A 21,637-nucleotide genomic window follows, 5' to 3' on the forward strand; every position below is an offset into this window, starting at 1 on the left:
CACGGCGGCCACTCCTGCAACGGCGTCGTCGTCCGCGTCCTGCAACGAATCCTCGCGCTGACCGCAGTGATCTGGCACAACGACAAGATCGGCGCACCGGTCCATCGTTCACTGACCGCCTACGACCACTAACGACCCCTTGGACTCAGTCATCTAGAGCAAGCCGGCCTCGGTGGCGGCCGCCCCGATCACGTCGCGCAGCATCGCCGGCGTCAGCCGTCCGGTGAAGGTGTTCTGCTGGCTGACGTGGTAGCAGCCGTGGATCGCCAGCGTGGGGCCGTCATCGGTGGCGGGCAGCTCGACGCGCGCGCCGTGCCCGAACGCGGGGCGCGGCTTCGGCACGCTCCAGCAGCCCGCGGCGGCGATCGCCGGAAACAGCGCTTGCCAGCCGAACGCGCCCAGAACCACGATCGCCCGCACCGTCGGCCGCATCAGCTCCAGTTCCCGCACCAGCCAGGGTCGGCAGGTGTCGCGCTCGTCCGGCGTCGGCTTGTTGTCCGGCGGCGCGCAGTGCACGGGAGCGGTGAAGCGCACGCCCAGCAGCTCCAGGCCGTCGGTCGCGGAGACCGAGGTCGGCTGGTTGGCGAGCCCGAGTGCGTGCAGCGCCTCGACCAGGATGTCGCCGGACCGGTCGCCGGTGAACATCCGCCCGGTCCGGTTACCGCCATGTGCCGCGGGCGCCAGCCCGACGATCAGCAGCCGCGCATCAGCCGGCCCGAAGCCGGGAACAGGACGCGCCCAGTAGCTCTGATCGGCGAACGACCTGCGCTTGACACGCCCGACCTCCTCCCGCCACTCCACCAACCGTGGACACGCCCGGCAGTTGCACAAGGCTCGGTCCAACGCGGCGAGATTCGGAGCGGTCGGCGCCTGCTCGCTCGGTGATTGCACAAGCGCAACCTACCGGCGTGGCGGAGTCGACGCCCGGTGACCCGAACGCGCACGGTGCGGTCGGGTGACTCCCGACCGCACCGTAAATGCTCAGCGCTCAGGACCCCGCGTCCAGCGCCTCCAACCCGCTGGCCTGCGTCCGCCAATCACTCACGTTCGGATTCGTCCCCGAACCCTGGCCCGACCAGCGCTCCCCGATCCGGTTCAGCGAATCGCGGTCCGTGCTCCACAGCGACCCTGTCTGCGTTCCGATGAATCCGCTGTACGCGCCGCCGACCGCGCCGTCGTCGTTCAGCTGCGCCAGGAAGCGCATGAAGATCCCCTTGAACTGCTTCTGGTTGTCGTCGCATGTCGCGGTCAGCGCGTCGCACGACTCCGTCAGCAGTCCGTTCGTCACCAGTGTCGGCGAGTGCACCGCCGAGTCGGCCAGGTAGCGGGCCTCGGTCAGGTCGCCGCCGTTGCCGGTCGCGCGGTACATCTCGTGCGCGGCGCCGATGGCCAGGCCCTGGTTGTACGTCCAGACCGTCTGGCCGTTGTTCGTGCAGGTGTTCGTCAGGCCGTCGTTGACCAGGCCCGAGCCGTTGATCAGCCCGCTGTTCCCGAACCAGGTCCAGGCGGTGGTCGCGCGGCCCAGCCAGGCCGTGTCGCCGGGGATGCGGTTGTGCAGCGCGGCGGTCAGGTCCACGTAGAGCGCGTTGGTCACCGAGTTCTTGTACGTCTTCTGGGTGTTCCACCAGACGCCGCCGCCGCAGCTGCTCGTGTCCCACAGGGTGCTGACGTAGTCCATGATCGTGACGGCCTCGTTCAGGTACGTCTGGTTCCCCGTCAGGTCGTACGCGTCGACCCAGGCCATCGCCCACCACTCGGTGTCGTCGGTGGCCTGGCTGATGAAGTCGCCCTGGACCGGGTCCGAGCTGCGCGCGCCGGCCGGGAAGGCGGCCTTGTTCACCTGGAACGTGCGGTCGACGATCCACTCCTGCGAGGTGTCGCCGGAGCCGCGCATGTAGTCGATCATCGAGGTCAGCGCCACGGCCGAGTTCCACCAGCTCGACGGCCACCATGCGTTGTACGGGTCGTACGACCACATCAGCGCGTCGGCGGCGGCTTTGGTCGGGACCGCGTCGGCGCGCGCCCACGCCGTGCAGCTCCCGTTCTGCCCGGTCACCGCACGCCCGCAGGCGCGCACGGCCCCGCCGGCCAGCCGTCCCAGCGGATCGTCGATGTTGATCTCGGCAGTCTGCGTCCCGGTCGCACCGGACGGCACGCTCACCCGCCCCTTGCTCGAGCCGTCCGGCCAGCTCGCGCCGGCGTCCCAGGAGCGGTCCATCCAGATCTCGTCGCCCGGCGCGCCGCCGGAGATCGAGGCCCAGGCCATGCCGCCGGAGTCGACGTGCAGCGCGATGTCGCGGCCGCTCAAGGTGGTGTCGGGAACCGGCGAGGTGTTGCCGACCGAGCCGGCGGAGGAGACGCCGTCGCAGCGCGCGGCGCACACCGGCAGGTGGACCCAGTTCGTGCAGACCACGCCGTTCGCGTCGCCGCACGCCCGCACCACCGCGCGCCGGTGGTTGGACGGGTCGTACATGTTGTACATCAGGGTCCGGGTACCGGTCCACGTGCTCGGGATCGACGCCTTGCCCAGCAGCCCGTCCCAGGTGCTGCCGGCGTCCCAGGACCGGTCGATCCACACCGAGTCGTTGAGCTGCCCGTTGTCGATGCTGGCCCAGGCCATCCCGTCGACGTCGTCCACGTGCAGCTCGACCACGCGGTTGTTCACATAGACGTTCGGAGTCGGGAACGTCTCCTGCTGGGCCAGTGACGGATCACGCGTGTCGCAGTACAGCGCGCACACGGTGGTCGCCGCCGATGCCACCGGCGGCGACACACCGAGTACCGGTGCCAGCGCCGTGACCAGGGCGGTAAGGAGAATCAGGGTCCTGCGCACGGCGAAGCACCTCCCGGACGGGGCGGATATCAGGACTGAGCGAAGGTGAACCAGTGCACGTTCACGAAGTCGGCGGGCTGCCCGGAGGAGAACGTCAGGTAGACCGTGTGCACGCCGGTGACCCGGCTGATGTTGGCCGGTACCGTCTCCCAGGTCTGCCAGCCGCCGGTGTTGCCGAGGGCGAAGCTGCCGATCGGCGCGGCCGTCGGGCTGTCCAGCGCCACCTGGACCAGGCCGCTGATACCGGCTCCGGCCCCGGAGGCGACCCGCGCCTTGAACTGCGTGGCGCCTGCGCTGCCGAAGTCGACGCCGGTGTAGCCCAGCCAGTCGCCGTTCGCGATCCAGCCGACGTCCTGGCCGCCGCCGGTGTCGCTGGTGGTCTCGTTCTGCGTGCCGTTGTGCGAGCTGTAGCTCGCGGCCTGGATCGTGGAGTAGGCGCTGATGCTGCCGCCGCCGGGAGCCGAGGAGCTGGAGCTGGAGGAGGGCTGGCTCGGTCCGCCGCCGCCCGGGCCGGTGGCCGTGCCGCCGCCGACGGCCACGGTCAGCAGCGTCGGGCTGCCGTCGGACACGGCGCCGGACTGGTCGGCGCCGCCGTTGGGGGCCACGTCGTCGTAGGGGAAGCCGTAGCCGCGGTGGTCCAGGCTCGCCGCGTGCGCGATCCGCGAGTAGTGGTTCGTGATCGTGTTCTGGTAGTAGTTCGCGGGGTTCTCGCCGTCGGGCTGGCTGGCGTCGATCAGCAGGGTACTGCGATTGAACGCGGCGCTGATCCGCGCGGTCAGCGGGCCCATGGCGCCGGCGGTGTTGGCGAACGGTCCGGTGCTGCAGCTGAAGATGTCCGCGGCCGAGGGCTGCGCGAAACTTCCCAGGCCCGGGAAGGTCAACTGGCCGCCGGAGACCTGTCCATTCACGGTGCCCCAGGAGGCCTGGGTGTCCACGGCAAGCGGCTGGCTGGAGTACTTGGACCACACCTGGTTCACGTACGGCTGGTAGTACCCGGAGAACAGCGAGCTGTTGATGACGATGCCGTTGTTCGGGCTCAGCGCGCGCAGGTTGGCGCCGCCGTTGGTGACGACCAGCTGGTCCCAGCCGGCGCCGTCGGCGGCGTGCTGGGCCTTCAGGTTCGTGCAGACGGTGTCCAGGCCGTTGGTCGGCAGGCCGCTGACGGTCTGCGTGGCGCCGGAGGAGTTCGTCAGGGCCAGCGAGATCGGGATCGAGACGAAGTCGACGTAGCTGATGTTCGCGAACATCTGCGCGGCGTTGTACGTGAACTCGCAGAAGTCCCACATGAGGTGGATGTTGGGATCGGACTGGTTGCTCACGGACGGCTCGACCAGGCCGGGGCCCGGGTTGAGCAGGAAGGTCAGCGGGGCGCCGATGGAGAACCAGATCCGGCCGCCGGCGATGTGCGGGATGGTGATCGTGGTGGTGCTGCCCGGTGCGCCCAGCGCGATCGCGCAGTTCGCGCCCAGCGGCGCCCCGGTCGATCCGGGGGAGGACGGGTAGTAGACCGTGTGCCCGTCGGACTCCAGCAGCATCAGGGCATTGTTGTTGTCGATCGCCTGCCCGGTGACGTAGGCGTAGACCTGGCTCGAGGTCGTGGTGTTCTGCAGGGCGATCTGCAGGGTGGGGGTGGTCGCCGAGGCACGGAAGGCTAGTGCCCCGGTACCCAGGCCGAGCGCTGAGCCGCCGAGGGCGACGGCGGAGGACAGCAGCTTTCTGCGATTCATCATGAGAGGCGCTCCTCGCAGCGGTGGTGCACCGATTCGTGGGGGAGGTGCGGTGGTGCGGGGCGGTTCCGGAAACGTTTACGAAACTCGTTGCCTCCGAGTATGGAAACCTGGCGCGCATCCGTCAACGTCCTGGTGTCCCATGGATTCGTAAAGATCGAACATCGATCTACAAAACAGAGCGTTTATTGACGCAAAGCAACGTCGGTCGTACCGTGCCTGTTCGGACGCCGACCCACACCCTCAGGGTGTCCAGCCCGCGCGCCGATGGCGGACTGCGCGGTTGTAAGGCTACGTGTATCCCCGTCCCCAGGGAGCATCGCCATGCGTTCATCTCCACCTGCCCGTCTGCCCGATCTGAGCGCGGACCATCGGTCCCGCCTGTGGCATCGCCTCGCGATGTCCCTCGGCGCGGTCGTGGTCCTCCTGCTCGGCGTCCTCACCATCGGACCCGCGGCCCGAGCCGCGGGAACGCAAGAGCCCTGCGACATCTACGCCTCCGCGGGAACACCGTGCGTGGCGGCGCACAGCACGGTCCGCGCGCTCTACGCGTCCTACAACGGGCCGCTCTACCAGGTGCGGCGGGCGTCCGACGGCGCCACCACCAACATCGGCCTCACCTCGGCCGGCGGTTATGCGAACTCTGACGCGCAGGACGTGTTCTGCGCGCAGACGGCCTGCACCATCACCGTCATCTACGACCAGTCGCCGCAGCACAACAACCTGACGATCGAGGGCGGAGGCGGCGCGAACCCGAACGCCGACGTCGCCGCGAACGCCAACGCCGCGCACATCACGGTCAACGGCAACAAGGCCTACGGCGTGTACGTCGGCCCCGGCGTCGGCTACCGCGACGACAGCACCTCCGCGATCCCGACCGGCGGCCAGGCGCAGGGCGCGTACATGGTCGCCAGCGGCACGCACGTCAACAGCGGCTGCTGCTTCGACTACGGCAACGCCGAGACCAACAACCGGGACAACGGGAACGGCCACATGGAGGCGGTGAACCTCGGCACCAGCTGCTGGGCCTCGCCGTGCACCGGCAGCGGGCCGTGGATCACCGGCGACCTGGAGAACGGCCTGTACATGGGCGCCGGCTCGAACCCGTCGAACACCGGGAACAACAGCCAGTTCGTCACGGCGATGCTCAAGAGCAACAACCAGACCACCTTCGAGATCGAAGGCGGCAACTCCCAATCCGGGGGTCTGACGACCTGGTACAACGGATCGCTGCCACCGAACGGCTACACGCCGATGTCGCTGGAGGGCGCCATCGTGCTGGGCACCGGCGGTGACAACAGCAACGGCTCGATCGGCACCTTCTTCGAAGGCGTGATGACCGCCGGCGTCCCGAGCGATTCCGCCGACGCGGCCGTGCAGGCGAACATCGTCGCGCAGGGCTACAGCGGCAACAGCGGCGGCAGCCCGCAGTCCTCCGGCGGCACCATCACCCTGGCCGGCGGCCAGTGTGTGGATGTCCTCGGCGACGACTCCGGCGGCGACCTGACGCACGTGAACCTGTGGAGCTGCCAGTCCGGCGCCATCGACCAGCACTGGACGCACAACTCCGACGGCTCGCTGGAGACCCTGGGCCGCTGCCTGGACATCGACGGCGACGGCACCGCGGTCGGCACCAAGGTCGAGCTGTGGGACTGCAACGGCGTCGGCGGCCAGAAGTGGATCCAGCAGGGCAACGGCTCGCTGCTGAACCCGCAATCAGGGCTCTGTCTCGATGACCCGAGCGGCAACACCGCCAACGGTACGCAGCTGCAGATCTACACCTGCAACGGCACCACCGCGCAGGCGTTCTCGGTCAACGGCGGCGGCACGGTCAACGCTCCCGGCAGCAAGTGCGTGGACGTCACCGGCGACGACAACGGCGGGGACCTGGCACTGGTCCAGCTGTGGAACTGCCAGCCCTACGCGGCCGACCAGCACTGGTACCACAACTCGAACGGCTCGCTGGAGACCCTGGGCCGCTGCCTGGACATCGACGGCGACGGCACCGCCGTCGGCACCAAGGTCGAGCTGTACGACTGCAACGGCGTCGGCGGCCAGGTCTGGCAGCAGCAGAGCAACGGCTCCCTGCTGAACCCGCAGTCGGGGCTCTGCCTGGATGACCCGAGCGGCAACACGTCCAACGGCACGCAGCTGCAGATCTACACCTGCAACGGCACCGCGGCGCAGAAGTTCGCGCTGGAGTAGGCCGCTCGCGGCCGGCCTTGTGAGGGAGGCCGGTTCTCGGGCACGCGCGGCGTGCTGTCGGACGACAGCCGGCAGCACGCCGCGCCAGGTCTCGGGTCGAAGGAGGTTCCTCGGGCCGAAGTAGGTTTCTCGGGCTGAAACCAGTGTCTCGGCCAAGATCAGGTCAGAAGCGCGAAAAATCAGCGCCCTGCTCTGCGCGGCCCGGTCGAATCCCGCGCGACGAACGAACTCGGCAGCACCACCTGCCGCGCCCGTCCCGCACCGGCCACCTGGTCCAGCAGTAGATCCACCGCCGTCCGTCCGGCGAGCTCGTTCGGCATCGCGATCGTGGTCAGCGCCGGCGCGGTCATGCCGGCGAACAGCACGTCGTCGCACCCTGCGACGCTCACCGAGCCCGGCACGTCGTGCCCGCGCTCGGTCAGCCCGCGGATGGTGCCCAGCGCCACGACGTCGTCGCAGGCCAGCGCCGCTGTCGCGGCGTGCCGCGCCACCGCCTCGGCGGCGGCCAGGCCGCCTTCGAAGCTCGGCGGGTAGGGGCCCAGCACCTCGACCGTCAGGCCCAGCCGTTCCGCGTGGCGCCGCACACAGCCGCGCTTCTCCTTGTCCGACCAGGACGAGGCCGGGCCTCCCAGGTACACCAGGTCGCGGTGGCCCAGGGCGTGCAGGTGCTCCATCAGGGCCCCGACACCGGTGTCCACGCTGCAGACCACCGAGGCCACGCCGGGGATGGTGCGGTTGACCAGGACCACCGGGCGCCGGGCGGCGATCTCCTTGATCGGCGCCGTCGCCGAGCGCGGGGAGCACAGCACCAGACCGTCCGCCCGGCTGAGCGTCTCGCGCATCAGGCGGTGTTCGCGCTCGGCGTGTTCGTCGGTGTCGGCGAGCAGGACGGCGTAGCCGGCCTCGTCGGCCCGGTTCTCGGCCGCGCGGACCAGCGGGGGGAAGAAGGGGTTGGCGATGTCGGGGACCAGCAGGCCCAGGACGGCGGTGCGGCCGGTGGCCAGGCCGCGGGCCGAGCGGTTCGGCTGGTAGCCCACGCGCTCGGCGACCGACAGGATCCGGTGCCGGGTCCGCTCGCCGATCATCTCGGGGCGGGTGAAGGCCCGCGAGACCGTGGAGACCGAGACCCCGACCTCGTCGGCGATGCTTTTCAGGGACGCCGCGGCCGGGCCGGGCTCGGGGGGTCCGGGCCGTCGCCGGGTCATGCGAACCTGCCTCCTGCTGTCTCGGGGGATCCGAGCGTACCCGGTGGCGTCGTCGCAGGTCGGAAAAGTGTTTGAGCCAGGTGGCGTCCGGCTGTTAGCGTCGCCTCGACCGTGAACCTGATGAGGGAGGTGATACCCGTGACCGCATACACCCATGGGTGCTCCCTCAATCCGTCACGGTCCGGCGGCTGACGTTCGGTGTCGCCGGGAGCGCCTGATAGCGAGGCACTCCTGGAAGGAGACTCCGATGGATACCAAGCCTTTTCTGCTCATCACGCGCGTCGCGGACTGGCAGTGGCACGCGCTGGACGACGACCTCGTCGTCGGCCGGGGGCATGCCGTGCACCGGCCCGACAGCCGATGGTTCATCAGCATCGACGCCTGGCATGAGGCCGCGTTCGACCTGCTGGCCGAGGCGATGCTGGCTGAGCTGCCGACGCCGGTGCACACGCTGATCGACGAAGCCGATGTCGAGATGCGTGCCCGCTGGGCGCGCGTCGGATTCACGGTTCGGCGCCGTGAGTGGGAGTACGTGGTGCCGACCGATCCGCAGGCCACAGGGCTCGCAGATGTGCTGCCGCCTTCGGGCGTCACGATCGTGCCCGCCGGCCAGGCCGATGAGCGCCTGCTGCGGGACGTGGACCGTGCCATCCGTGACGAGGTCGGGGCGGGCGCCGGCTGGCAGTCGATGCCCGCGGAGGTGATCGTGCGGCCTGCGGGGGACACCATCGTCGATCCCGCGAAGTACGCGGTGGCCGCTGCGCCGGACCGCTATCTGGGCCTGATCCGGGTGGTGACGGTGCGGCGCTCGCGCATCGGGCTGCTCGCGGTCCGGGGCGCGGAGCAGCGGCGCGGCATCGGGCGGGCGCTGCTGGCCCATGCGCTGGAGACGTTGCACCGGTCCGGGGCCGCCGAGGCCTGGGTCGAGGTGCAGGAGACCAACCGGGCGGCCTCGGCGCTGTTCGAAGGCGTCGGCGCCCGGCCCGTGAGCAGCAATCTGGAGCTGGTGCGATGACGAAGAACAAGAACGGCATCGAAGTCGAGGGCAAGGTCATCGAGTGCCTGCGCAGCGCCATGTTCACGGTGGAACTCGAGAACGGCCACCGGGTCCTGGCGCACATCAGCGGCAAGGTGCGTAAGAACTACATCAGGATCAACCTGGAGGACCGGGTCCTGGTGGAGCTCACGCCGTACGACCTGACCCGGGGGCGGATCGTTTTCCGCTACCGGAACTAGTACGTAGGCAGTCGGTCCGGTGATGGGCCCCGGTCCCGCTTTCGGGCGCGGCCGGGGCTTTTTCTCCGGATCGCCTTGGTCGCCATCTCTCGACCGGGTATCACCTACCGGGCCGGCGCGGTCGAGATGATCGCGCCAGCCTGTCTTCCAGCCCTGACACACGTGGGGAGCGCCTCGCATGACCGCTGCCGAATCCGCGACCGAAACCGAGACCGACCCGCCGACCGCCGAACTGGACGCGCCGTACCGCGGCCTGGCTCCGACCGCCGCCGCCGACTTCAACCGCGACGGCTTCGCGCATCTGTCGGGCGTGCTGTCCCCGGAGACGATCGCGCGCTTCGAGCCGGTGGTCACCGCCGAGGTGATCCGTCTGAACACCCAGCACCAGCCGTTGTCCGAGCGCGACACGTACGGCAAGGCGTTCCTTCAGGTGTCGAACATCTGGCGGCAGAACGAGACGGTCAAGCAGCTGGTCTTCTCCCGCCGGCTGGCCGGCATCGCCGCGGCGCTGCTGGGTGTCCACGCCGTCCGCATCTATCACGATCAGGCGCTGTACAAGGAACCCGGCGGCGGCATCACCCCCTGGCACGCCGACCAGTACTACTGGCCGCTGTCCTCCGACCGCTGCGCGACCATCTGGCTCCCGCTCCAGGAGACGCCCGTGGACATGGGCCCCCTTGCCTTCGCCCGCGGCAGCCACAACTTGTCCTACGGCCGCGACCTGCCCATCTCCGACGAGTCCGAGCGGCGCCTGAAGCAGGCCGTGGCCGAGCAGCGCTTCGAGGACGTCGTCGAGCCCTACGCCCTGGGCGACGCCAGCTTCCACCGGGGCTGGACCTTCCATCACGCCGGCCCCAACCGCGGCAGCGTCCCGCGGCGCGTGATGACGGTGATCTACATGGACGCCGACATCCGTCTGGCCGAGCCCACCAACGAGAACCAGGTGAACGACCGCGCCTGGATGCCGGGCACGGTGATCGGGCAGGTGCCGGACTCGGCGCTGAACCCGGTGTTGTTCGCCTGACGCGGATCAGTGCCCGGATTCACATCGGCCAGGGGCGACGCTACCCGGCCCGGTCGAGCTCGTGATCTGCTCGAGGGGGCCAAGGCCGTACCCACTGAGCGTACGGGATCGGTGCCGGGTCCGGGCGCAGACTGATCGCCACTCGCGCCGCCAAGAGGGTCACGAGCCCCACCAGGCCGACGCTGAACCCGACTACGTTCGGGAGTGTCGGCCCCTGGGCGAACAGCCAGAAGCCGATGCCGCCTGTGAAGGAGGCGAACAGGCTGGTCACGTAGGTCGCCCAGAAGCGCATGCGAGTCCGCACGACCACGGCCTCGCCGTCGGCCACGCTCACCTCAAGCGTCTTCGACGGGTATCCGATCTGCCTCACACGCAACTGGTGCACGCCGGCCTCGACCATGAAGTCCTGAGTCGCGTCACGACGGAGCCTGGCCACTCGCTTGCCGTCGATGACCACCGCGAACCGGTGATGCAAGAGCCCCCAGCTCTCATACCTCACGACCACGATCCAGCCGGCCACGATTGCCTCCCCTGGGCTACGCGCCCCCATCCTGTGCGGGCAACAAGTGTTGCACCGTCGGCGCTGGCTCCGACAGCCGGTTCGCCCGCTCCTCGAACTCCGAGTCGGCGCCGGTCAGCCGGATCGACCGCTGGTCCTGGTGCTCCTGCCACGAGGGCACCTCGAAGAGCTCGACGAAGGTCTGGGCCTCGTCTCCGTCGCGGAAGATGCCCCACCGCGACGCTCCGGTGCGCCGCCGGGACAGGCCGACCCGGTCGATCGCCTGCAGGAACTCGGCAGTGTCGGCCGGGGCGACGTGGTAGCGCTTCACCACCACGATGGGGCCGCTGTCGAGGTCGGGTTCGAACACCAGGTGCGGGTCCGGCCAGTGGGCGTCGGTGGTGCGGTCGAGCTTGCCGGTCAGGGCCCGCAGCGGGAGTTGGCGCACGCTCAGCGCCGTCCCCGCGAGTAGCGCCGCCGCGATGACCAGGGTCGTGGTGATGCCCAGCGGTGAGGCCAGGGCGCCCCAGAGGAGCGAGCCGATCGCCTGGCCGCCCATGAACACCAGCAGGTAGACGGCCAGTGCACGGGCTCGTACCCACGCCGGGAGCGACAGTTGCAGGGCCGAGTTGAGCGTCGAGAGTGAGGCCAGCCAGGCGACGCCGGTGGGGACCATGACGATGACCACTGTCGGCTTGTTCGTGGTCACGCCGAGCACGAGCGTGCCGATCGCGAACACCAACGCGGACGCCGCCAGCAGCCGGTTCGGCGACAGGTGCGAGTTCAGCCAGGACAGCGTGAACGCTCCGATCACGGCCCCGACGCCCAACGCCGCCAGCAGCACGCCGTACCCGCCGGCCCCGAGGGCGAGCCGGGAGCTGGCCACGACCGGCAGCAGCGCCCACAGCGCGCTGCCGGGGATGACGAACAAAGCCGCACGCAGCAAGATCCGGCGCGGCGAGGGCGCGTTGCGCATGTATCGGTTCCCGGCGCGCAGGGCGGCCAGCGCCCGCTCGGGGTGGCCGCTGCCGGTCTGCGGTGCGCGATGCCACGCCGCCACCGCCGCGACCACGAACAGGAACGACACCGCGTTGATCGCGAAGACGAGCGCCGCCCCGGACGCCGCGACCAGGAACCCGGCGACCGCCGGTCCGACGGCCCGGGCGAGGTTGACGGTCAGGCTGCCGAGCGTCGCGGCCGCCGGGATCTGCGCGCGGGGGACCAGTTCGGGCTGGATCGCCTGCCAGGCGGGGCCGACGAAGGCCTGGCCGCAGCCGAGGAGGAAGGTCAGCGCGAGCAGGACCGTGGGCGTCGTCAGGTCGGCGGCGGTCAGCCACGCCAGCACCCCGGCGACCAGAGCCATCGCCAGCTGGAGGTAGATCAGGAGACGGCGACGGTCGAGCACGTCGGCCATGACCCCGGCGGGGAGGGAGAGGAGCATGACCGGGAGGAGGCTGGCGGTTTGTACCGCCGCGACGAGGGTGGTCGAGGAGTGGTGCGAGACCAGCAGCCACTGCGCGCCGACGGTCTGCATCCAGGAGCCGACGTTGCTGCCCAGCTGGGCCAGCCAGAGGATGCGGAAGATGCGGTTGCGCATCGGGGCCCAGGGGGTGGGGGTGGGGGTGGGAGTTGCTGGGGTGGGCGAACCGTCCGGGGGAGTCGGGGTGCCGCGCGGGTCGCTGGGTGGGGCGGAATCGTTCACACCGGATTCTTGCGCGGGATGTTCGGGTGATGCTATTCGTCGGCGTTCGTTGGGGGTGGGGTTCGTCAGGCCGTTCACTCGCACGTATCTAGGGGTGGGGTTATGCGGGCTGGTGTGGGGGGTTTGTGGGTTTAGAGGCTTTTTACGGCTTCGCGCACGGTTTACGGGATCCGCTGGTGGCGCGGTTCGGTTGAGCGTCGCGGGTTGCGCTGGCGGCCGGCGGTTGGCGTGTCCACGACCGCGCGCCGGTCCGAGTCACTGCGCACGCGTTTGGTCTGGCGGGCGGCGGCCGCGTTTGGTGGGTGCCTGAAGTCAAGGTCAAGGTCAAGGTCAAGGTCAAGGGCAGGGCCTCCGGCGGGCCTCTACAGCGGGGGGTGGGGCTGCGGGCCTGCCGTTTGCCGCCGGTCCGGGACTGGTCGCCTTGCTTTTCGTGCGTGGGCGCGCCGCGTTGTCCGGTGGCGGTGCTGCTTGTGGTCGCCAGTGTTCCGGGTCCCCCGCCGCGTCGTCGCCTGAAGGAAGCAGGCCGGTCCGGTGGTATCAAGTCGGATCACACGTTGCTGTGGTCCGTTTTCGTCCGACTTGACACCACCGGCCCGGCCAGCTTGGCTACGCCCGCCGACGCGGCGGGGGACCCGGAACAAAGACCCCTCTATGGTGTGCGGGATCCACCTGTCACACGGTGGTCGGCCGCGACTGTCCTGCTTGCGTGAGCACGGTGTGACACGTGGATCCTGTTTCCCATACAGGTGGGGTTGTCTCGGTTCCCTCGTCGCTGTCGGCGGGCTCTGCCAACCATTCCGGACTGACGGTGTCAAGTCGGACGAAACCGCACCACAGCAGCGTATGATCCGACTTGATACCGCCAGGCCGGGATGGTTCCGTTTACGGCGACGACAGCGACGAGGGAACCGAGACAGTGGCGACCAACACTCGGACCGCCACCTGCGCGGGGTCTGGTGATCCCTCAGAGCCGAGGCCCCGGCCGGAGGCCCCTGCCTTTGACTTCAGGCGCCCACCAAACGCGGCCGCCGCCCGCCAGACCAAACGTATGCGCAGTGACTCGGACCGGTGCGCGGTCGTGTCCAGCCATCACCGCCGGCCGCCAGCGCAGCCCCCGGCACACCACCGAACTGCGTCCCCTGCGGATCCCGTAAACCGTACGCGAAGCCGTAAAAATAGCCTTTAAAACCACGGACAAACCGCACCATCACACCTCCGCCGTCTCCGCCCCGCTCATAACCGCCAGCGTCTGCGCCGCCCGCGCCAGCACCCGCGCCGCCGCCCCGCGTACCTCGGCGCTGGAGCCGAGGCGGCCCGCCACCACCGCGACTTGGCGTGCGGCCGACGGTAGTGCGGAGCGTGCTATGCCGCGCCGTAGTGGTTCGAACAAGGGCTCGCCGATGGCTGCCAGGTCGCCGCCGACGACGATCAGGCGCGGGTTCAGCAGGGTCACCAATGCCGCCAGGGCTCGGCCGACTGCTTCGCCGGTGTCCTCCACGACTCGCGCCATGCCCGGGGTGCCGGCGGCGAGGAGTGCCGGGAGGTCCGACGGTGCCACTGGTTCGCCCCAGCTGTCCTGTAGCAGTCTGGCCAGGGCGACTGGGCTGGCTATGGTCTCCAGGCAGCCTCGGTTGCCGCAGCGGCAGACCAGGCCGTCGCGGACGGCGGGGAGGTGGCCGATTTCGCCGGCCAGGCCGCCGGCTCCGAGTTGGAGGGCGCCGGCGGCGATGACGCCTGCGCCGATTCCTGCTGAGAGGCGGATGTAGACCATGTCCTCGACGTCGCGGCCGGCTCCGTACATGTGCTCGGCCAGGGCGCCGGCGTTGGCGTCGTTCGTCATCTCGGTGGGCAGGCCCGTGCGGTGTTCCAGTTCGGGGCCGGGGCGGATGCCGGTCCAGCCGGGCATGATGCCCTCGGCGGACAGGGCGCCGTCGGCGTCGACGGGGGCTGCGATGCCGACGCCGAGGCCCAGGACGCGTTCGCGGGGGACGCCGTTCTCGGTCATGGCGCGGCGTACGAGGTCTGCGGCGAGGTCGAGGGTTTCGTGGGGGGCGCGGTCGACTTCCTTGGCCTCGCTGGTCTCCCATACCGGGGTGCCGTGCACGTCGCACAGGGCGACCCGCACGTGTGCGTGTCCGATGTCCGCGCCGATGGCGTAGGCGACCGAGCGGTTGAGTGCCAGTGGCAGTGCGGGGCGGCCCATCGAGCGGATCTCCGCCTCGGAGCCGTGGGCGCCGTTCGCTCCGATCTCCTCGACGACCAGCCCGGCCGCGATCAGATCGGAGACCAGCACGGACACCGTCGCCCGGGACAGCCCGGTGAGCCGGACCAGTTCCGGGCGACTGGTGGTGCTGCTGGCGAGCAGGACCTGGAGGACTCGCAGGCGGCCCTCTTCTCGCAGGTTCGGCGGCGCGGCGACGATGCACTCCTCGGATAGTTCTGGGTGGCACACATGCTACGGCCACCGCGCCGCCGAGATTTGAATCAGTCCCCGGCTCAGTCGTGGATCAGGTCGAACTCCTCCCAGGGGCCGATGGCGGTGCGGTTGGCGATCAGTGGCGCGGCGCCGGCGTTGTCGGCGGTGACGATGTCGCCGTTGGCGTGGGCCCGGAAGCTGACGCTGCCGTCGGAGTTGTGGATGAGGTCGAACTCCTCCCAGGGGCCGATGGCGGTGCGGTTGGCGATCAGCGGTGCGGCGCCGGCGTTGTCGGCGGTGACGATGTCGCCGTTGGCGTGAGCGCGGAAGCTGACGCTGCCGTCGGCGTTGGTGATGAGGTCGAACTGCTCCCAGGGGCCGATGGCGGTGCGGTTGGCGATGAGTGGCGCGGCGCCGGCGTTGTCGGCGGTGACGATGTCGCTGTTGGCGTGAGCACGGAGGCTGATGACGGAGTTTGAGGATGAGCCCGACACCGACACGTCGAAGATGTGCATCGAGACCGAGCTGCGGACCGCGCCGGCACTCACGGTGGGCAGCACCACGTCCTGCACCGTCTTGCCGGCCTGCAACGGGATGGCCGCGTAGGACAGGTTCACGGCCTGGGTGATCTTGCCGCTTCCGCCGTTGATGTAGGTCGGGTTCGCGATGAAGTCAGTGCCCTGAGCGGCGGAGGTCGACCACCAGTCGGCGAAGCCCAGGCTGTAACTCTGGGTACTGCCATCGGTGTAGATGATGGTCCCGCTGCCGGAGGACGACCCGTAGGTCGACGTCCCGATGATGGACAAAGTGGTGCCGGAGCCTGATACCGGGATGGTTTGTCCCGAGGCCACGATGTCGTCGTTCGTTCCGGCGGCCACGTTCGGCCAAGGGATGGTGGCGCCGTCGTGGGTGAGCGTCGCCCCGGGAGTGATGCCCGCGGCCGTGGACAGTGCCTGCGAGGAGTAGCTCGTCCCGCCGCCGTCCAGGTTCCCGGCCGCCGTGCTGCTGTCGTCGGTGATGCCGATGTTGTTGAACGCGGCGTTCAGTGAGGCGTAGGCGATGTTCATCGTGCCGGAGTCGCTGTAGGGGCCGGTGCCGTTGACCGTTGCTTGCGCGGACAGTGAGTAGGGCCCCGGCGCCGTGCCCGAGGGCGCGCTCACCTTCCACGTGGTCTGTACCGACTGCCCGCCCGCGACGCTGGCGAACGTCGAAGGCGTGGTGGCCTGCGCGCTCCAGCCGGAGGGCAGGCTCAGCGAGACGGCGACGTTGGTCTCCGCGGCGGTGCCGCCGTTGACGAACGTCGTGGTCGCGGTGCCGGTGCCGCCGGCCGTGATCAGCGCCGGCGCCGCCAGGCTCAGCGTGTGCCGCACCACGATCGGCGCGGTGCCGGTGACGCCGTTGACCGTGACGCTGATCAGCGCCGTCCCGTCGCCGACCGCGTGCACCTGACCGGTGCTGCTGACCGTGGCGACCGTCGGGTCGCTGCTGCTGTAGCCGACCGAGGCGCCAGCCAGGTTCACGAACGACTGGTCGTTGTCGACGGCCTCGATGACGTTGTCGGCGGTGACGCTCATGTTCCGGCCCTGCGACACCGAGCCGACGCCGGTGGTGTCGTCCTTGATCCACTGGTTCTTGCCGGTGAGGTCGATCGTCGAGCCGGCGTTGTAGACCACGCTCTCCGGCTGCACGGTCACGTACTGCACCTTCGACGTGATGGTGCCGGACACCGCCACGTTCACCGTCGAACGGATGTCGGAGGCGCTGGCGCCGACCTGCAAACCGTAGGTGCCGTCATAGACCACGGACTTCATGTTCGTGGCGTCCCAGAAAGACAGGTCACTGATCTTCACCGGGATGGTGATCTTCTGTGCGGCGCCGGGGTTCAGGACACCCGTCTTCTGGAAGCCCACCAGCCGCTTGTTCGGCAGCTGCACGCCGGAGACCGTGAACTGGGTCGCGGCGTACAACTGGGCCACGGTCGCGCCGGCGGTGCTGCCGGAGTTGGTGACGGTGAAGCTGACGTTGACCGTGCCGTCGGCGTTGGGGCTCGCGTTGTCGACGGTCGCGGCGGAATAGGAGAAGTTCGAGTAGCTCAGGCCGTAGCCGAACGGGTAGGTCGGGGTGCCGGTGAAGTACTGGTAGGTCCGGCCCAGACCGCTGGTGTCGCCGGGGGTCAGGCCGTAGTTGCTCATCGCAGGGAGCTGCGAGTCGTCGGCGTACCAGGTGAAGTTCAGGTGCCCGCTCGGGTTCTGCCTGCCCAGCAGCACGTCGGCCAAGGCAGTGCCCTGGCTCTCCCCGTTGTAGCCGCTGAACACGACCGCCGGGATGGTGCCGTCCACGTCGCTGATCTTCACCGGGCCGTCGGACTGCACGACCAGCGCGGTCTTCGGGTTGCCCAGCGCCGTGGTCTGCGTGATCAGCGAGTCGTAGTTGCCCGGCATGTTCAGCGTGGTCCGGTCGTTGCCCTCCTGGGCGTTGTTCTGGTTGGTGCCGACGAACATGACGACCAGGTCGGCGTTCTTGATGGCGGTCTGTGTCGCGGTGCTGAGCGTCGCGGCCGAAGTCGCGGTGCTGGACGTGCTGGCTGCGTCGAACAAGATGTTCGCGTTCGGATTCGCCGCCTTGATCGCGGTGGTCAGGCCCTGCACGGCGTTCACCTGGAGCGAGGGCGCCCCGGAGTAGTCGCCGAGCGTCACGGTGTTCGCCATGTCGCCGAGGATCACCACGTTGTTCAGCTTGCTCGCGTTCGCCGGCAGCAGCGGCGCGCCGGTCCCGGAGACGTTGCCGTTCTTCAGCAGCACCAGCGAGTTGTCGGCGACCTGCGTGGCCAGCGCCTGGTGCGCCGGGCTCTGGATCTGCGCCTTGGTGATGCTGGTGTAAGGGACCTGCGAAGCCGGGTCGAACTCGCCGGTCTGCATGCGGATCGTGAACAGCTTGGTCAGGTCGGCGTCGATGACGCCCTCCGACAGGATCCCGGCGTTGATCGCGGCCTGGATGTTCTGCAGCGAGAACTCGTCGCCGCCACAGTTGACCTGGGTGCCGGCGCGCAGCGAGTACGCCTCGCCGCCGGCCGCGCCGGAGATCTTCGCGCCGGAGGCGGTGTTGGTCCAGATCGCGTTCGAGCCGCCGCCGTCGGTGCTCCAGCCCGGCGGGGCCCAGGCGTGCCCGGAGGGGAAGTTCTGGTACGTCGTGCCGACCGCGCCGCAGTCGGAGGTGACGTAGCCGTTGAAGCCGTAGGTGCGTTGCGCCAGCTGGTTGGCCGTGTAGGTGTCGGCGACCGAGGGCGTGCCGTTGATCGCGTTGTAGGAGGTCATCAGACCCGCCACATGCGCGTTCTCGATCAGCGAGGCGAACTGCTTGGTGTAGTAGTCGCGCAGGTCGGTGTCGCTGACGTTGGAGGAGATGCCGGTCCGGTCCTGCTCGACGTTGTTCAGGGCGTAGTGCTTGGCGGTCGCGCCGGCCTTGAGATAGCCGTTCAGCGACTGGCCGGTCATCGAGTTGCCCTGGAAGCCGTTGACGAACGCCCCGGCCATCTGCCCGACCAGGTACGGGTCCTCACCGAACGCCTCGTCCGTGCGGCCCCAGCGCGGATCCCGGTCCAGGTTGACCGTCGGAGCCCAGAACGTCAGCGAGCCGTAGTCGCTCGCCGCGGGCCCGAGGTTGTTCTGGCCGGTGCCGAACAGCGACTTGTCCACCAGGCCGCGCGCCTCGTCGGAGATCGCCGTCGTCTCCTGGTAGACCAGTGCCGGATCCCAGGACATCGAGGAGGCGAAGTTCGTCGGGAAGCTGGTCGCCACCGGCGGGTTGCCCGCGGCGCTGCCGCTGTTCTGGTCGGCGCCCAGATAGTTGATGCCGTGCTGGGCCTCGGCCTGATACGTGTACTGCTGCACGCCCAGACGCGGGATCGCCGGTGCGCTGGTGGTGTTCAGCTGCGCCGCCTTCTCCGCCAGCGTCATACGGGAGACCAGGTCCGCGGCGCGGGCCTGGAACGGGTAGCTGGTGTTCAGGTAGATCGGTGTGCTGCTGGCCGCCGGTGTCGCGGCAACACTTCTAGGGGCGGCCGCGACGCTGGTCACGGAGGCCGCAAAGCCGCAGGCCAGAACGACGGCCGATCCTGCGGCCAGCAGCTTGCGGCGGTGGGGGGTGGTTCGTCTCATCGACTCGACTCCGAGCTCGGTGGCGGGGGATGGAGCGGGGACAGACGCGCGAGGGTTCTGGAGGGTTCTGCGGCTAGTCGTTGATCAGGTCGAACTCCTCCCAGGGACCGATGGCGGTGCGGTTGGCGATCAACGGGGCGGCCCCGGCGTTCTCGGCCGTCACGATGTCGCCGTTGGCGTGAGCTCGGAAGCTCACACTGCCGTCGGAGTTGTGGATGAGGTCGAACTCCTCCCACGGTCCGATCGCGGTGCGGTTCGCGATCAGCGACGACGCGCCGGCGTTGTCGGCCGTCACGATGTCGCCGTTGGCATGAGCCCGGAAGCTCACGCTGCCGTCGGAGTTGGTGAGGAGGTCGAAGGATTCCCAGGTCCCGATCGCGGTGCGGTTGGCGATCAGCGGCGAGGCGCCGGCGTTGTCGGCCGTGACGATGTCGCCGTTGGCGTGGGCCCGCAGGCTGATCACCGGAGTACCGCTGCTGCCACCGCATGCGGCCGGGACCGGAGTACCCGCCGGTGCGGCTCCGGCCACGATGTTCCACTGCACGAGCTGCGCGGCCGAGATGTTCGGAGCCGTGCAGATCCCGCCGCTGACCGCCGCCTGCGGCACCGGGTTCCCGCCGGCGTCGACGACGTGGTAGCTCCCGGCCGTCATCCCGAGGCCGGCGAAGTGGAAGGTGAGCGCGGCGTTGTAGGCGGTTCCGGAGGTGACATCCGCCAGCGTCACCGTCGCGCTGGTACCGCTCGCGGCGACGGCCGGAACGACCTGGAGCACGCCGCTGTTGGCCAGCGTGGCGTAGGCCGGTGCGTAGGAAGCGAGCTGGGATCCGTTGCTCAGTACGGTGCCGCCAGCCGCCTGGTAGGCGCTGATGTTCGCATCAGTGCCGTTCATCGGCAGCACCGCCTTGTACGACGACAGCTTCACCGTCCCGTTCGCGATCTCCTGGCTGGTGACGACGGCGAACCCGGCCTGGTAGCCGTCCCACAGGCTGCTGATCGCGTCCTCCATGGCGTTCACGGCGCCGCCGGAGGTGTTGCCGTAGGCCTGGGAGAAGTCCATGTAGACGGCCACCGGCTGTTGGGGATAGGAGCCGGTGATGGTCTGCAACGTCGGCACCCAGGAGGTGTAGATCGGCCAGCCCACGACGTCCTTCTGGGTCCCGTCGTGGATGAAGAAGTCCTCGCCGCCGCCTTCGGGCAGGCCCATGGCGTAGTTCGACAGCCACTGCACCGCCTGCGCGGACAGCTGCGTGCTGTCGCTCGGTGCGGTCCACTCCTGCGCCAGTGGAACGCCGTAGGCGCGTGCCAGGGCGCCGAAGGTCAGGGCCAGGCCGGGGGACTGCGCGGCATCGACGATCACCGTGGCCGTGTACTGCTTGGCCAGGCTGAAGAAGATGTCGGGGATGTTGGCGTAGTTCACCGCGTTCCCGAAATGCCCGCCGAAGTAGTAGTACAGCGGCGTCGAGGCGGTGACGGCACGGACCGCTGCGGTGAGCCGGCCGTAGGTGTCCTGCACGCTCCAGGCCCGGAAAGCTTGGTAGACGCCCCACAGTGGCTGGCCGATGGCGGCGGCCGGCACGGCGGCGAAGTTCGCGTAAGAGGTCTGATACTCGCTGTTGAACGCCGCGATGGTGCCGTAGGTGTTCGGCAGGTAGGTGGTGTGGAACTCGTTGAGATCGGCCTGCGCCCACCCCGAGGCGCCGCCGTTGATGTCCCACTGCGCGTCGAGGAATCCGTAGTCCAGGATGCTGCCGCCGTAACCGGCGTTCCCGGCTATGTGCGCGACGGTCTTGGTGACGTAGTCGAAGTACGCGGGCTGATACACCGGATCCCACCAGACCGGCGCCGGACTGCTCGCCCCGGTGCTGTCGACCTCGCGGCCGGTGACCCAGGACGCCGGGCTGCCGCCCCAGCCGGAGTACCAGAAGATCGGGATCAGCTTGATCCCGGCGGCGGAGGCGTTGGCCAGTTCCTGGTCGAGCTCGGTGAAGCTGAAGCTGCCCTGCGACGGCTCGATCGTGCCCCACGGCATGTCGATCTCGGCCGTCGTCAGGCCTTTCGCCTTCAGCGCCGCGAAACTGGCCTGCGACCACGCGGTCCCGTTGTTGTCGAACTGCAGCTGCGTGGCCCACATCGGACCTGCCGCCGCGGCTTGTGCGGCCGGTGTCGATGCGGGGGTGGATGTCGCTGCCGGGGCCGCCGAGGCGGTGCCGGCCCAGGCGGTCGCGGCCAGCGCGCAGGCTGCCAGGAAGGACATTGCCCTGATTCTCATGGTGGATACATCCGATGACTGGGCCCGGGCGCCGGCAACCAGACAATCGGCGGCGGAACGCCTGTGCGGGACGCTTGACTTATGCGTAACACTAAAACAACATCAGGGTTCTCATGGCAATGACCTCAAGAGTAAAGACTAAGTATGGATCTAGTGGGTGTTACCGGTGCCAATCGCGGTGCGTGCTGCCGGAGCTGCTCCGTAACCATCTGATCAGTTCTCGAAAAAACATGAGCTTGACGTAGCAAAAAGTTGCGCAACTCCCCGGACACCTGGACGTCGGCGTCATCGTGCGCTACAACACCTCCGATGTCTTCGCCGTGACGGCGCCCTCACACGCCGCATCCAGGGAGCACCCGTGTGC

At 69.2% G+C, this 21,637-nt stretch carries 13 protein-coding genes and 1 pseudogene; 5 read left to right on the forward strand and 9 right to left on the reverse strand.

The window, feature by feature from the left end:
* Positions 1–132: pseudogene (locus tag ABIA35_RS38630) on the forward strand (IS982 family transposase); the annotation flags it as partial.
* A gap of 21 nt (positions 133–153) precedes the next feature.
* On the opposite strand, the gene ABIA35_RS38635 reads toward ABIA35_RS38630, so the two are convergent.
* From ABIA35_RS38635 to ABIA35_RS38645, 3 genes are all read right to left on the reverse strand, one after another.
* Positions 154–891, reverse strand: a complete 738-nt coding sequence (locus tag ABIA35_RS38635) for a uracil-DNA glycosylase (protein WP_370345082.1) — start codon at positions 889–891, stop codon at positions 154–156.
* A 97-nt stretch (positions 892–988) separates the two neighbouring features.
* Positions 989–2,833, reverse strand: a complete 1,845-nt coding sequence (locus tag ABIA35_RS38640; protein ID WP_370361222.1) for a glycoside hydrolase family 76 protein — start codon at positions 2,831–2,833, stop codon at positions 989–991.
* 29 nt (positions 2,834–2,862) lie between these two features.
* Entirely contained in the window at positions 2,863–4,563 is a 1,701-nt protein-coding gene (locus ABIA35_RS38645; protein WP_370361223.1) for a beta-1,3-glucanase family protein, read from the reverse strand.
* Positions 4,564–4,959: 396 nt separating this feature from the next.
* Between ABIA35_RS38645 and ABIA35_RS38650 the strand changes: the two genes are divergently transcribed.
* Complete coding sequence (locus tag ABIA35_RS38650) at positions 4,960–6,765, forward strand: arabinofuranosidase catalytic domain-containing protein (RefSeq protein WP_370361224.1); 1,806 nt, start codon at positions 4,960–4,962, stop codon at positions 6,763–6,765.
* 179 nt (positions 6,766–6,944) lie between these two features.
* Here the strand turns inward: ABIA35_RS38650 and ABIA35_RS38655 are convergent, their stop codons facing one another.
* The gene (locus tag ABIA35_RS38655; RefSeq protein ID WP_370361225.1) at positions 6,945–7,970 is read right to left on the reverse strand and encodes a LacI family DNA-binding transcriptional regulator; all 1,026 of its coding nucleotides are present in this window, start codon (positions 7,968–7,970) and stop codon (positions 6,945–6,947) included.
* A 247-nt stretch (positions 7,971–8,217) separates the two neighbouring features.
* Between ABIA35_RS38655 and ABIA35_RS38660 the strand changes: the two genes are divergently transcribed.
* The 3 genes from ABIA35_RS38660 (at position 8,218) to ABIA35_RS38670 (ending at position 10,230) form a co-directional block, all read left to right on the forward strand.
* Positions 8,218–8,985 (forward strand): GNAT family N-acetyltransferase, encoded by a 768-nt coding sequence (locus tag ABIA35_RS38660; protein WP_370361226.1) that lies wholly within the window; start codon positions 8,218–8,220, stop codon positions 8,983–8,985.
* Complete coding sequence (infA, locus tag ABIA35_RS38665) at positions 8,982–9,206, forward strand: translation initiation factor IF-1 (protein WP_370345088.1); 225 nt, start codon at positions 8,982–8,984, stop codon at positions 9,204–9,206. The genes ABIA35_RS38660 and infA overlap by 4 nt, the downstream gene beginning before the upstream one ends.
* 178 nt (positions 9,207–9,384) lie before the next feature.
* Positions 9,385–10,230, forward strand: coding sequence for a phytanoyl-CoA dioxygenase family protein (locus ABIA35_RS38670; RefSeq protein WP_370361227.1), 846 nt, complete (start codon positions 9,385–9,387; stop codon positions 10,228–10,230).
* A 40-nt stretch (positions 10,231–10,270) separates the two neighbouring features.
* On the opposite strand, the gene ABIA35_RS38675 is transcribed toward ABIA35_RS38670, so the two are convergent.
* The 5 genes from ABIA35_RS38675 to ABIA35_RS38695 form a co-directional block, all read right to left on the reverse strand.
* Positions 10,271–10,750, reverse strand: coding sequence for a hypothetical protein (locus tag ABIA35_RS38675; protein ID WP_370361228.1), 480 nt, complete (start codon positions 10,748–10,750; stop codon positions 10,271–10,273).
* A gap of 16 nt (positions 10,751–10,766) precedes the next feature.
* Positions 10,767–12,431 (reverse strand): MFS transporter, encoded by a 1,665-nt coding sequence (locus tag ABIA35_RS38680; protein ID WP_370361229.1) that lies wholly within the window; start codon positions 12,429–12,431, stop codon positions 10,767–10,769.
* A gap of 1,207 nt (positions 12,432–13,638) precedes the next feature.
* Positions 13,639–14,883, reverse strand: coding sequence for an ROK family protein (locus tag ABIA35_RS38685; RefSeq protein ID WP_370361230.1), 1,245 nt, complete (start codon positions 14,881–14,883; stop codon positions 13,639–13,641).
* A gap of 44 nt (positions 14,884–14,927) precedes the next feature.
* On the reverse strand, positions 14,928–19,004 hold the full coding sequence (locus ABIA35_RS38690) for a glycoside hydrolase family 3 C-terminal domain-containing protein (protein ID WP_370361231.1): 4,077 nt from the start codon (positions 19,002–19,004) through the stop codon (positions 14,928–14,930).
* Between the two features lie 73 nt (positions 19,005–19,077).
* Positions 19,078–21,258, reverse strand: coding sequence for a glycoside hydrolase family 42 (locus tag ABIA35_RS38695; protein WP_370361232.1), 2,181 nt, complete (start codon positions 21,256–21,258; stop codon positions 19,078–19,080).
* Positions 21,259–21,637: the final 379 nt, after the last annotated feature.

The organism is Catenulispora sp. MAP12-49 (assembly GCF_041262705.1).
GTDB lineage: Bacteria > Actinomycetota > Actinomycetes > Streptomycetales > Catenulisporaceae > Catenulispora.